This is a genomic window from Streptococcus bouchesdurhonensis (genome assembly GCF_948472335.1).
In genome coordinates, this window is the sequence record NZ_CAOKTW010000010.1 from 112671 (window position 1) to 127090 (window position 14420).

Sequence of the window (14420 nt, forward strand, 5' to 3'; positions counted from 1 at the left end):
TTTCTATGAATGATAGGTTTGAATTTTTTCAAGGAGGAGTTCTGCAATTTCTTCTTTAGTATGGACTGTTTGAAGCTGATCTTTTTCAACAAAGATTGCACGATGCTGGTTTGCTGAAATTTGAGTCAGGTCATTTGCGATAATCAAGTCTGCTTGGTTCTTGATAAGACTTTTTCTAGCAATGTCAACCAGATGGTCTTCGGTAACATCAACCAGCAGTTTGAAACCAATCAGATGAATAGCAGGATTCCATTCCTTGACTAGAGAGATGATTTTGGGTGTCTTTTTAAGGAATAAAACCTGAACCTCATCAGTCGAAGAAATCTTAGCTTGATGATTTTGCTTGCTTAAAAATTCTTCCAAATTGGAGCTAGACTGAACTTCCTCTAGACCTGTCATATAAACAGGAGTGTAGTCGGACACCGCCATTGAGTGAATCAAAACCTGATAATCTGCAACCCGTTCTTGCATTTCCAGTAGAAGATCCTTGGTATTGTTAATTTCTCGAATGATTAGGTTGGGATGGGATTCTGGCTTCAAAGCTCGTTTTGTCGTCATTAAACAAACTTCATGTCCTGAAGCAAGCAAGGTTTCTGTGATGATTTTCCCCAAGTGACCTGTAGAATGGTTAGTGATAGAGCGGACGCTATCGATAGCTTCGCTGGTACCGCCCGATGTAACTAAAATTTTCATAGCACTATTGTACACAAAAATAAACGGTAAGTAAAATGAAAGTGATAAATTTTTGGTAGAAACGAATATTTACTATAGTTTCAAACTATAAAGCCATATAAAATTTAAGAAAGGGCTCTAAAAACCTTAAAAAAATGGATATTTACGAACGTTTAGAGAGTTTGAGGATGTTAAAAATCTTGTTTTGTGATATAATGAATTATCATATAAGAGGTTAGAGGAGTTTTGAATGAAAACAGATATTGAAATCGCACAGAGTATTGAGTTGAAGCCAATCGTTGATGTTGTAGAGAAACTTGGTATTTCTTACGATGATTTGGAGTTGTATGGAAAGTACAAGGCTAAGCTTAGCTTTGATAAAATTCGTGCAGTTGAGAGCAATCCAGTTGGGAAATTGATTTTGGTTACTGCCATCAATCCAAACCTGCAGGTGAAGGAAAATCAACTATTACCATTGGTCTTGCGGATGCCTTGAACAAGATTGGCAAGAAAACCATGATTGCTATCCGCGAACCGTCTCTTGGTCCAGTCATGGGGATCAAGGGGGTGCTGCTGGCGGTGGTTATGCTCAAGTTCTACCAATGGAAGACATCAACCTTCACTTTACTGGAGACATGCATGCCATTACGACTGCCAACAATGCTCTTTCTGCCTTGATTGACAACCACTTACATCAAGGGAATGAGTTGGGAATTGACCAACGTCGTATCCTCTGGAAACGCGTTGTGGACTTGAATGATCGCGCCCTTCGTCATGTAACTGTTGGACTTGGTGGCCCTCTAAACGGTATTCCACGTGAGGATGGATTTGACATTACAGTTGCTTCTGAAATCATGGCTATTCTTTGCTTGGCAACGGACATCGAGGACTTGAAACGTCGTTTGTCCAATATCGTTATTGGTTATCGCTATGACCGTACGCCTGTTTCTGTAGGTGATTTGCAGGTTGAAGGTGCCTTAGCATTGATTTTAAAGGATGCTATTAAGCCAAACTTGGTTCAGACAATTTACGGTACACCTGCCTTTGTACACGGTGGTCCATTTGCTAATATCGCTCACGGATGTAACTCTGTCTTGGCAACAAGCACAGCCCTTCACTTGGCTGATTACACAGTTACTGAAGCTGGTTTTGGTGCAGACCTTGGTGCCGAGAAATTCCTTGATATTAAGACACCAAACTTGCCAACATCTCCAGATGCAGTTGTCATTGTCGCAACCCTTCGTGCCCTTAAGATGAATGGTGGTGTGGCTAAAGATGCTTTGACAGAGGAAAACGTAGAGGCAGTTCGTGCCATTTTTGCCAACTTGAAACGCCATGTTGAGAACATCCGTAAGTTCGGTATTCCAGCAGTTGTAGCAATCAATGAATTTGTCTCTGATACTGAAGCAGAAATCGCAGCCTTGAAAGAACTTTGTGCCTCAATCGATGTACCAGTTGAATTGGCTAGTGTCTGGGCTGATGGCGCGGAAGGTGGAGTAGCTCTTGCTGAAGCGGTTGTCAAGACTATCTCTCAAAATCCAGCTAACTATAAACGTTTGTATGATAATGACCTTTCTGTCCAAGAAAAGATTGAAAAGATTGTTACTGAAATCTACCGTGGTAGCAAAGTGAACTTTGAAAAGAAAGCTCAAACGCAAATCGCTCAAATTGTTCAAAATGGTTGGGACAAATTACCAATCTGTATGGCTAAAACTCAATATAGTTTTTCAGATAATCCAAATGCACTTGGAGCACCTGAAAACTTTGAAATTACCATTCGTGAATTGGTACCAAAATTAGGTGCAGGCTTCATCGTTGCCTTAACTGGTGATGTCATGACTATGCCAGGCCTTCCAAAACGACCAGCAGCCCTCAACATGGATGTTGAAAGCGATGGAACCGTTCTAGGCTTGTTCTAGTATATCGCAATTGACTTTGAGAGATTGGAAAAACTCAATTTCAGGAGAAAATGAAGTAAATTTCCCCATAATAGAGCGCATAATATCAAGGTTTTTCAACACCGAATATTATGTGTTTTTTGAGTTTAAAGACTTTTGCCCCACCTATTTCTTATTTGTTGCAAGCAGTTCATCAATAAGAACTATACTCTTCGAAAATCTCTTCAAACCACGTCAGATTCACCTTTCCGTATAGATGTTACTGACTACGTCAGTTCTATCTGCAACCTCAAAACGGTGTTTTGAGCTGACTACGTCAGTTCTATCCACAACCTCAAAACAGTGTTTTGAGCAACCTGCGGCTAAGCTTCCTAGTTTGCTCTTTGATTTTCATTGAGTATCAGTCCTCTTTCCCTTGGGAAGAGGCTTTTTAATACTAGGAAAAGGACAGTTAGAGTCTTCTGTGTTATACTAGAGATATGTTAGATTTGAAAGAATACGGTATTGTCATGTGGCCGGAGGAGAAGATTATTTCTTTCCGTCAGAAACTTCTCAGTTGGTATGATGAAAACAAAAGAGATTTACCGTGGCGTAGAAGTAAAAATCCTTATCATATCTGGGTTTCTGAAATTATGCTCCAGCAGACCAGAGTGGATACAGTTATCCCTTACTACGAAAGATTCCTGGACTGGTTTCCAACTGTCGAAAGTTTGGCGAATGCGCCTGAAGAGCGTTTGTTGAAGGCTTGGGAGGGACTGGGATATTATTCTCGAGTTCGCAATATGCAGGCTGCAGCCCAGCAGATTATGGCTGACTTTGGGGGTCAATTTCCAAACACCTATGAAGGAATTTCTAGCTTGAAAGGGATTGGTCCTTACACAGCAGGAGCCATTTCCAGTATTGCTTTTAACTTGCCTGAGCCAGCTGTAGATGGTAATGTTATGCGGGTTTTGGCGCGTCTGTTTGAGGTCAACCATGATATTGGGATTCCAAGTAATCGCAAAATTTTTCAGGCAATGATGGAAATCTTGATTGATCCGGATCGTCAGGTGATTTCAATCAAGCCTTGATGGACTTGGGGTCTGATATTGAGGCGCTATTAATCCTAGGCCAGAAGACAGTCCAGTGAAGGACTTTAGTGCAGCATATCAGTATGGCACAATGGACCGTTATCCAATCAAGGCTCCCAAGAAAAAGCCAGTTCCTATTTATCTCAAAGCCTTGGTGGTAAAGAATAGTCAGGGACAATTTTTGCTTGAAAAAAATGAAAGCGAAAAGCTATTGGCAGGTTTTTGGCATTTCCCACTGGTAGAAGTTGATGATTTTTCGAAAGAAGAGCAGTTTGACCTCTTTCATCAGGTTGCAGAAGAAAGTGTGAATTTTGGCCCCAGTCCAGAGGAGAGTTTCCAGCAGGACTATGACCTAGATGTTGCTTGGCTTGATGTTTATTTTGAGACTGTCAAGCATGTCTTTAGCCATCGCAAGTGGCATGTTCAAATTGTAGTAGGTCAGGTGACTGACTTCCATGATTTTTCAGATAGGAAGTTCGCTGGCTTTCACCAGAAGAGTTCAAGAATCACCCACTTGCCAAACCCCAACAAAAAATCTGGCAGGATTATGCAAAAGCCAACTTAGACAGTAACAAAGACTAGCTATCGTGTCTTCTTGTTATTTTTTTGGTATAATAGTAGAGAAAAAGGTGAACATATGAAAAAAATACTAATTGTAGATGATGAGAAACCAATCTCGGATATTATCAAGTTTAATATGACCAAGGAAGGTTACGAAGTTGTAACTGCTTTTAACGGTCGTGAAGCGCTAGAGCAATTTGAAGCAGAGCAGCCAGATATTATTATTTTGGATTTGATGCTTCCAAATTGATGGTTTAGAAGTTGCTAAGACCATTCGTAAGACAAGTAGTGTACCTATTATCATGCTGTCGGCTAAAGACAGCGAGTTTGATAAGGTTATCGGTTTGGAACTTGGGGCAGATGACTATGTAACGAAACCCTTCTCCAATCGTGAGTTGCAGGCGCGTGTTAAAGCTCTTCTGCGTCGTTCTCAACCTATGCCAGTAGATGGTCAGGAAGCAGATAGTAAACCTCAACCTATCCAAATTGGGGATTTAGAAATTGTTCCAGACGCCTACGTGGCTAAAAAATATGGCGAAGAACTAGACTTAACCCATCGTGAATTTGAGCTTTTGTATCATTTAGCATCGCATACAGGTCAAGTCATCACGCGCGAACACTTGCTTGAGACTGTCTGGGGTTATGACTATTTTGGTGATGTCCGTACGGTTGATGTGACTGTCCGACGTCTGCGTGAGAAGATTGAAGATACGCCCAGCCGACCAGAGTATATCTTGACGCGCCGTGGTGTAGGGTATTACATGAGAAATAATGCTTGATTTACTGAAACAAACCATTTTTACCAGAGATTTTATCTTTATCCTGATTTTGTTAGGTTTCATCCTTGTTGTGACCCTCTTATTACTGGAGAATAGACGTGATAATATTCGATTGAAGCAAGTCAATCAAAAGGTTAAAGATTTGATTGCAGGAGATTATTCCAAGGTTCTTGATATGCAAGGTGGGTCTGAAATCACCAATATTACCAATAATTTGAATGACTTGTCGGAGGTTATTCGTCTCACTCAGGAAAATCTAGAACAAGAAAGTAAGAGGCTAAATAGTATTCTGTTTTATATGACAGATGGGGTTCTTGCGACCAACCGTCGGGGTCAGATTATCATGATTAACGATACAGCCAAGAAGCAACTGGGGCTGGTTCAGGAAGATGTTCTGAATAGAAGCATTTTGGAATTGCTCAAGATAGAAGAAGACTATGAATTGCGTGATTTGATTACCCAAAGTCCAGAATTGTTGCTAGATTCCCAAGATATCAATGGCGAATATTTGAACCTTCGAGTTCGCTTTGCCTTGATACGTCGAGAGTCTGGCTTTATTTCAGGTTTGGTGGCTGTTTTGCATGATACGACGGAGCAGGAGAAGGAAGAACGCGAACGGAGACTCTTTGTTTCCAATGTTAGCCATGAGTTACGGACTCCTTTAACCAGCGTGAAATCCTATCTTGAAGCCTTGGATGAGGGGGCTTTGTGTGAAACTGTAGCACCAGACTTTATCAAGGTGTCTCTGGACGAAACCAACCGTATGATGCGCATGGTGACGGATCTCCTTCATCTTTCACGGATTGATAATGCCACCAGTCACTTGGATGTGGAACTGATTAACTTTACTGCCTTTATTACCTTTATCCTCAATCGTTTTGACAAGATGAAAGGACAGGAAAAGGAGAAAAAATATGAGTTGGTGAGAGATTATCCCATCAATTCTATCTGGATGGAAATTGATACAGATAAGATGACACAGGTTGTCGACAATATTTTAAATAATGCTATTAAGTATTCGCCAGATGGGGGTAAAATCACTGTCAGAATGAAGACAACTGAAGACCAGATGATTTTATCCATTTCTGACCAGGGTTTGGGGATTCCTAAGCAGGATTTACCACGTATCTTTGACCGTTTCTATCGTGTGGATCGTGCTAGAAGTCGTGCACAAGGTGGTACAGGTCTAGGACTGTCTATTGCCAAAGAAATTATCAAACAACATAAGGGCTTTATTTGGGCCAAGAGTGAATACGGTAAGGGATCAACCTTTACCATTGTGCTCCCTTATGATAAGGATGCAGTGAAAGAAGAAGTATGGGAGGATGAAGTAGAAGACTAGAATGAGTGAAATAGGCTTTAAATACAGTATTTTAGCGTCGGGTTCCAGTGGAAATTCCTTTTATCTGGAAACCCCAAAAAAGAAGCTTTTAGTGGATGCAGGCTTGTCTGGCAAGAAAATTACCAGTCTCCTTGCTGAAATAAATCGCAAACCAGAAGACCTGGATGCCATCTTGATTACCCATGAGCATTCAGATCATATCCATGGAGTGGGCGTTTTGGCTCGCAAGTATGGTATGGATCTTTATGCCAATGAAAAGACCTGGCAAGCTATGGAAAATAGTAAATATCTTGGCAAGGTGGATTCTTCGCAAAAGCATATTTTTGAAATGGGTAAAACCAAAACTTTTGGAGATATCGACATCGAGAGTTTTGGTGTAAGCCATGATGCAGTCGCACCGCAGTTCTATCGCTTTATGAAGGATGACAAGAGTTTTGTTCTTTTGACAGATACAGGTTATGTCAGTGACCGTATGGCGGGCATTGTCGAAAATGCGGATGGCTATCTTATCGAGGCCAACCATGATGTAGAGATTTTGCGATCAGGTTCTTACGCTTGGCGACTCAAACAACGAATCCTATCTGACCTTGGTCACCTTTCTAACGAGGACGGTGCTGAAGCTATGATTCGGACGCTAGGAAATCGTACTAAGAAGATTTACCTTGGGCATTTATCTAAGGAAAACAATATCAAGGAACTGGCTCATATGACCATGGTCAATCAGCTGGCTCAAGCTGATCTGGGAGTCGGAGTAGACTTTAAGGTTTATGATACCTCACCAGATACCGCAACACCATTGACGGACATATAGAAAGAACGCTGAGAAGGTGTTCTTTTTATATTGACTGAACACCTAAAAAGTAATACAATGGTGTTACCATTAAAAAAGGGAGTGCAAAAGATGACTACTATTACATTAAAAGTTTCTGAAGCTGATAAAACATTTATGAAAGCAATGGCTAAGTTTGAAGGAGTTTCCCTGTCGGAACTGATCCGCACCAAAACTCTTGAAGCTCTAGAAGACGAATACGATGCTCGTGTGGCAGATTTAGCCTATCAAGAGTATTTAGAAGACTTGGAAAAAGGAGTTGAACCCATTACTTGGGAAGAAATGATGCATGATTTAGGCTTGGAGGATGAATAATTTGTATAAATTAGTTCCGACAAGACGATTCATCAAGCAATTGAAAAAATTGGACCGTTATACGCAGAAGCTAATTACAAATTATTTACAATCCAATGTTTTGGAAGACCCAAGACGACACGGAAAGGCTTTGGTTGGTAATCGCGTTGGTCAATGGTGCTATAGAATTGGTAATTATCGAGTTATCGTACAAATTGTAGATGATGAATTAGTCATTGCTACTCTAGAAGTTGGTCATCGGAGAGATATTTATTGAATTACTTTTTTCAAGTAAATTTTCATTCTTTTAAATATGATATAATAGGGCTTACAATACAAGAGAGGTTGCTTTATGGCAATAGATATTAGTGAAGAGCAGTTGGCTAAGGAGTCTGCTGATTTATTAAAAATACTTTTAAAAGATAGAACAACAAAGAAAAATATAGTTTGGGCGACGCATTCTTATAACTTGTTAGGAAAAGGCTTTAGTCCTAGTGATAGTATTAGTCCAAGTAAGGTTACTGGAAACTATGCTAACTTGATTCAGCCCAGATCTGAAAAATCCAAGTATGAGCAAAAAGATCGTACAAAAATAAGGGCAGAAGTGTTTACACCAACTTGGTTGGTCGCAAAGCAAAATGGATATGTAGAATCGGAACTAGGCTCGTTAAGTCTTGAAGAGTATGTTGACTTACGGTGGTTAGAGATAACTTGTGGTGAAGCACCTTATATGGTAACTCGCTATGATACAGTGACTGGTAAGGAAATTCCATTATCTGAACGAGTTGGTTTTGTTGATAGAAAATTGCAGCGCATTAGTCGTGAGGTCTCAGATGAAGTCACCTTTTATGAATTTGTAAAAAAAGCTTATCGAGCTTCTTATGGCTATGAGTATCAAGGAGATTCTCTCCTTTTGGCGCGTGAAAATCTTTTGGCAACTTTTGAGGACTATTATCTAGCTAAGACTGGAAATCAACCAACATTAGAGCAGAAGAAAGAGATTGCAACTATCATCTCTTACAATGTCTTTCAGATGGATGGACTGAAAAAAACCAGTCCTTATTCAGCTAAACAAAGGCAATCTCAACAATTGAGTTTGTTTGCGGATGAGCTAGAGGTCCAAGATGTAGAAGAATCTAAAACCCATATCAAAGACTGGAAAAAGAATAGAATGATAGGTTTTGAGCGCCTATCTAGCGAGGAAAGTGAAATGAAATTTGATGTCGTGATAGGAAATCCGCCGTATCAGGAAATAGGAGAAGCTAGAGATGAGCCGATATATCACTATTTTATTGATGAAGCTTATAAAATCGCAGATAAATCTATACTAATCACCCCAGCAAGGTTTTTATTTAAAGCTGGTCAAACTCCTAAAAATTGGATGGAAAAGATGCTTGAAGACAAGCATTTAAAAGTTCAATTCTATGAACTTAAAAGCGGTAAAGTATTTACAGGAACGGATATTAAGGGTGGAGTAGCAATAACTTATCGTGATGTTGATAAAGATTTGGGACCAATCGGAGTATTTACTATTTTTGAAACTTTGAATGGTATTGTAAAAAAAATCGAAAAACATCCAGAATTTGAAACTTTTTCTGATTTAGTTTATCCTCAAGGTATTTATAGATTTTCAAATAAACTTTTTTCTGATTATCCAAATGCTGAAAAGCTGCAAGGAAAAGGAACAAAAAATAAAATTGTTTCGAAATCACTAACTCAGTTAGATTTTGTTTTCAAAAACAACGAAGAAAAAGACCATGTTGCTCTACTTGGAAGAATTGGCTCCGAACGTGTTTATCGATATATTAATAAAAAATATTTAGATTTACCGAAAACATTCGAAAATTATAATGTTTTTGTACCAGAAGCTAATGGAAGTGGTGCCTTAGGTGAAGTCTTATCAACACCCCTAATCGGGGAACCCCTAATCGGGGAACCCCTAATCGGGCATACAGATACTTTTTTATCTATTGGTAATTTTAAAACAAAATTTGAAGCCGATGCTTGTATTAAATTTATTAAAACTAAATTCGCTAGAGTATTATTAGGTGTTTTGAAAGTTACTCAGCATAATTCACGCAAAACTTGGTATTACGTCCCACTCCAAGACTTTACGGTCAATTCGGACATTGATTGGACACAATCAGTGGCTGATATTGACCGCCAGCTTGATCAAAAATATGACCTTTCCCCTGAAGAAATTGCCTTTATTGAGAATCATGTAAGGGAGATGGATTAGAAAAGTATTTTTATTTGACAAATAGTGCTCAATGATCTAAAATGACTATATAGGATTAGGTCAGGAAGCATACGATGCCCTGACCCTTTTTGTACTTATGAGATGAGAAAGTCATTTGTTAGATAAATTGACTTGGTTAGCAAACGTTCAAAAAAGGAAAACTTATGCCAGTAGAAATTAAAACCACTAAAGAGATTCATCCTAAAATCTATGCCTACACCACACCGACAGTAACCAGTAATGAAGGCTGGATTAAGATTGGGTATACAGAACGTGATGTCACACAACGTATCAAGGAGCAAACGCATACAGCTCATATAGATACAGACATATTATGGACTGGTGATGCAGCTTATACAGAAGAGCCTGATAAGGGGAAAACTTTCAAGGATCATGATTTCCACCATTTCTTGTCTTTCCATGATGTAGAACGTCGTCCTAAGACGGAATGGTTCTATTTTAATGGAACTCCTGAAAAATCTAAAAATCTATTCGATAAATTTGTTCAGCATGATTTGTCTGGTTATCAACCTGGAAAAGGACAGGACTATACTCTGCGACAAGAGCAAGAAGAAGCAGTTGCTAAGACATTAGCTTATTTCCAAGAACATGCTGGAGGCAAATTTCTCTGGAATGCCAAACCACGATTTGGTAAAACCTTGTCTACCTATGACCTAGCTCGTCGAATGGAAGCTGTTAATGTCCTAATTGTAACAAACCGCCCTGCCATTGCTAACTCATGGTATGATGATTTTGAAACATTCATAGCAGGCCAGACGACTTACAAGTTTGTTTCTGAATCAGATAGCCTTAAGAGTCGTCCAACTTTGTCACGTAAAGAATTTGTTGGTATTTTAGATGACGATGTAAGACAACTTGCTTTTATCAGTCTCCAAGACTTGAAAGGTTCTGTTTATTTAGGTGGAGAGCACGATAAACTCAAATGGGTGACTGATCTGCATTGGGATTTGTTGGTTATTGACGAGGCTCATGAAGGAGTTGATACCTTCAAGACTGACCAAGCCTTTAATAAGATTCGACGGAATTTTACTCTGCATTTGTCAGGTACACCATTTAAAGCATTGGCAAAGGGAGAGTTTACCGAGGAGCAAATCTATAACTGGTCTTATGCTGATGAGCAGGCAGCCAAAACTATTTGGTCGCCTGAGCAAGAAGAGGAAAATCCATATGAAACCTTACCTCAGTTAAATCTCTTTACCTATCAAATGTCTCAGATGATTGGTGAAGAGCTAGAGAAAGGCGCTCAACTTGATGGTGAAAATATTGACTATGCTTTTGACTTGAGTGAATTTTTCGCTACAGATGATAAAGGGAAATTTATCCATGAACAAGATGTCAGAAATTGGTTAGATACTCTGTCAAGCAATGAAAAATATCCATTTTCAACCAAAGAACTTCGGAACGAACTCAAGCATACTTTTTGGCTGTTAGAACGTGTAGCCTCAGCTAAAGCTTTAAAAGCACTACTAGAAGAACATCCCATCTATGAAAATTATGAGATTGTGTTAGCTGCTGGCGACGGGCGTATGTCCGAGGATGACGATAAAGTCAAACTCAAATCCTTGGACTTGGTTAGAAAAGCGATAGCAGAGAATGACAAAACCATTACCCTCTCCGTTGGTCAGTTGACGACAGGGGTCACTATCCCTGAATGGACAGGTGTATTGATGTTATCAAATTTGAAATCACCTGCTCTTTATATGCAGGCTGCATTTCGTGCTCAGAACCCATATTCATGGACCGATAACAAAGGAAATCACTTTCGCAAAGAAAGAGCCTATGTATTTGACTTTGCGCCGGAAAGAACCTTGATTCTCTTTGATGAGTTTGCCAACAACTTATCGCTTGCGACTGCAGGAGGCGGCGGGACTTCGACAACTCGTGAAGAAAACATCAGAGAATTACTCAATTTCTTCCCTGTCATAGCTGAAGACCGTGCTGGTAAGATGGTTGAAATTGATGCCAAGGCGGTTCTAACCATTCCTCGCCAGATAAAAGCTAGAGAAGTTCTTAAACGTGGCTTTATGTCCAATCTATTATTTGATAATATCAGCGGTATTTTCCAAGCTAGTCAAACAGTTCTAGACATTTTAAATGAGCTGCCAGTTGAAAAGGAAGGGAAGGTACAAGATAGTTCTGATTTATTAGACTTTTCAGATGTTACAGTCGATGATGAGGGAAATGCAGTAGTAGACCATGAAATTGTAGTTAATCAGCAAATGCGACTTTTTGGTGAAAAAGTTTATGGGCTTGGTGAATCTGTTGCTGAGTTAGTCACAAAAGATGAGGAACGAACTCAAAAACAATTGGCAAATGATTTGAGCAAGACAGTTTCTTCAGTGATTGTAGAGGAATTGAAAGTTGGATATGATGACCTTAAAACTCGAGAAGCAGACCACATCAAGAAACAAATTACAGCAACACTTGAGAATGAAATTCTAAAAAATGATATCGAAAGAAAAATTTCTGAAGCTCATATCAAGCAAGAGTTGCAACAGCAGCTCAAAGAAGCAAATGATAAAGCGCAAAAAGATAAGATTCAAGAAGATTTGGAAAAACGTTTAGAAGAAAATAAACTCATTCATAAAGAAAAACTAGAACAAACACTCAAAAAAGAAGTAGAGAAAATGCCTGAGAGATTTATCGAACAGGTTGAGAGAAAACGTGTTGAGCAGTTGAAACAATCAGCTCAAGATGAGATTCGTGACCATCTTCGTGGATTTGCACGAACCATCCCAAGTTTTATTATGGCTTATGGCAATCAATCTCTAACACTTGATAATTTTGATACCTTTGTTCCTGAGCAAGTCTTCTTTGAGGTGACTGGTATTACGATTGATCAATTTCGTTATTTGAGAGATGGAGGACAAGATTTTGCAGGACATCTCTTTGATCGAGCAACATTTGACGAAGCTATTCAAGAATTTCTTCGCAAGAAAAAGGAGTTGGCGGATTATTTTAAAGACCAAAAAGAAGATATTTTTGACTATATTCCACCACAGAAGACCAACCAAATTTTCACTCCTAAACGAGTGGTGAAAAGGATGGTGGATGATTTGGAAAAGGAAAATCCAGGGATTTTTGATGATCCATCTAAGACTTTTATTGATTTATATATGAAGTCAGGTCTCTATATTGCAGAATTGGTTAAACGCCTCTATAATAGTGATGGTTTGAAACAATTATTTCCAGATTCTGAAAAACGTTTGAAGCATATTTTAGAGAATCAGGTTTATGGATTTGCTCCGTCTGAGATTATCTATAATATCTCGACTAATTTTATTTTTGGAAATCTTTCTAAAGATATCAGTAGGAAGAATTTTGTTTTAGCAGATACTATTCCAGCAGCTAAAGAAGGAAGAATTCAGGAGTTGGTTGATTCCTATTTTGAAAATAATTAAAAAGAAGGCTGAGTCAAAATTCTTTGAAATCAGAAAAACGCATAAGATAAGGTATTGACAATCCTTGATATTATGCGTTTTATTGTGGGAAGATGTATAATGGATTGAAATAAGATATGAACAAATCAATTAGGAATTTAAAGCATTTTATAACAACGTTTTAGAGTGATAGGGTACTATTTCAACTTCAACCTACTATAATACAGAAAAAACAACTCCCTGATGATTCAAGGAGTTGTCTATAGTTAAATTAATTTTTAGAAGCTTCTTAGAATTCTGGATTTTTCCATGCTTCGTCAATAATAGCTTGCAATTCTTTAGCAGATGCTTGCATTTTTTGAGTTTCTGCATCGTTCAATGGAATGTTTACTGGACGAACGATACCGTGTGCTCCAACGATAGCTGGTTGACCGATAAAGACGTTCTCAATTCCGTATTGACCTTCTTGGAATACGGAAAGTGGAAGTACTGCGTTTTCATCGTCAAGGATTGCTTTAGTGATACGAGCGAGGGCTACAGCGATACCGTAGTATGTAGCACCTTTCTTGTTAATGATTGAGTATGCAGCGTCGCGAACAGAAATGAAGAGTTCTACAAGGTCAGCTTCATTCAAGTCACGGTTAGCTTGCAACCATTGTTCCAATTTTACACCTAAGCAACGTTATGTGACCAAACGGCAAACTCAGAGTCACCGTGTTCACCCATGATATAGGCGTGAACTGAACGAGCGTCAACACCGATTTTTTCAGCAAGGGCTTGACGGAAACGAGCTGAGTCAAGTGAAGTACCTGAACCGATAACGCGTTCTTTAGGGAAACCAGAGAATTTCCAAGTTGAGTAAGTCAAAACGTCAACTGGGTTAGCAGCAACAAGGAAGATACCTTTGAAACCTGATTCAACAACTTGAGTTACGATTGATTTGTTGATAGCAAGGTTTTTACCTACAAGGTCAAGACGAGTTTCACCTGGTTTTTGAGGCGCACCTGCAGTGATCACAACAAGGTCAGCGTCTGCACAGTCAGAGTATTGAGCTGCATAGATTTTTTTAGGTGAAGTGAAGGCAAGGGCGTGACTAAGGTCAAGCGCATCACCAACAGCTTTTTCATGCAATTGTGGAATTTCGATAATTCCAAGCTCTTGTGCAATTCCTTGGTTAACAAGTGCAAAAGCGTAAGATGAACCTACAGCACCATCACCGACAAGGATAACTTTTTTGTGTTGTTTAGTTGAAGTCATTGTTCTAAACATCTCCTTAATTTTATTAGGGGATTTTCCCTAGACAACTTCATTCTATCACTTTTAAAAAACTTTGTC

General features: G+C 39.1%; 7 protein-coding genes and 4 pseudogenes. 9 read left to right on the top strand and 2 right to left on the bottom strand.

The annotated features are described in order from the left end of the window. Positions 1-3: 3 nt before the first annotated feature. A complete protein-coding gene (gene coaB, locus QMQ21_RS15490) occupies positions 4-693 on the bottom strand; it encodes a phosphopantothenate--cysteine ligase (protein ID WP_138707158.1) in 690 nt (229 codons plus the stop codon). 229 nt (positions 694-922) lie between these two features. On the opposite strand from coaB, the pseudogene QMQ21_RS15495 reads away from it, so the two are divergent. From QMQ21_RS15495 to QMQ21_RS15535, 9 genes and pseudogenes are all read left to right on the top strand, one after another. Continuing rightward, positions 923-2591, top strand: a pseudogene (locus QMQ21_RS15495) (formate--tetrahydrofolate ligase). A gap of 458 nt (positions 2592-3049) precedes the next feature. After that, positions 3050-4222 (top strand): annotated as a pseudogene (gene mutY, locus QMQ21_RS15500) (A/G-specific adenine glycosylase). A 55-nt stretch (positions 4223-4277) separates the two neighbouring features. Beyond that, positions 4278-4980: pseudogene (gene yycF, locus QMQ21_RS15505) on the top strand (response regulator YycF). Next, positions 4973-6322: a cell wall metabolism sensor histidine kinase VicK gene (gene vicK / locus QMQ21_RS15510; RefSeq protein WP_119947827.1), complete on the top strand. Its 1350-nt coding sequence runs from the start codon at positions 4973-4975 to the stop codon at positions 6320-6322. The pseudogene yycF and the gene vicK overlap by 8 nt, the downstream one beginning before the upstream one ends. Before the next feature lies 1 nt (position 6323). Further along, complete coding sequence (locus QMQ21_RS15515) at positions 6324-7133, top strand: MBL fold metallo-hydrolase (protein WP_138701213.1); 810 nt, start codon at positions 6324-6326, stop codon at positions 7131-7133. 90 nt (positions 7134-7223) lie between these two features. Then, a complete protein-coding gene (gene relB / locus QMQ21_RS15520; protein ID WP_000208079.1) occupies positions 7224-7466 on the top strand; it encodes a type II toxin-antitoxin system RelB family antitoxin in 243 nt (80 codons plus the stop codon). Position 7467: 1 nt separating this feature from the next. Further along, entirely contained in the window at positions 7468-7722 is a 255-nt protein-coding gene (locus tag QMQ21_RS15525; protein ID WP_014017264.1) for a type II toxin-antitoxin system RelE family toxin, read from the top strand. 75 nt (positions 7723-7797) lie between these two features. Further along, positions 7798-9684: an Eco57I restriction-modification methylase domain-containing protein gene (locus tag QMQ21_RS15530; RefSeq protein ID WP_261814755.1), complete on the top strand. Its 1887-nt coding sequence runs from the start codon at positions 7798-7800 to the stop codon at positions 9682-9684. A gap of 164 nt (positions 9685-9848) precedes the next feature. After that, the gene (locus QMQ21_RS15535) at positions 9849-13106 is read left to right on the top strand and encodes a DEAD/DEAH box helicase family protein (RefSeq protein ID WP_261814756.1); all 3258 of its coding nucleotides are present in this window, start codon (positions 9849-9851) and stop codon (positions 13104-13106) included. 268 nt (positions 13107-13374) lie between these two features. On the opposite strand, the pseudogene QMQ21_RS15540 reads toward QMQ21_RS15535, so the two are convergent. Beyond that, a pseudogene (locus QMQ21_RS15540) lies at positions 13375-14342 on the bottom strand (L-lactate dehydrogenase). Positions 14343-14420: the final 78 nt, after the last annotated feature.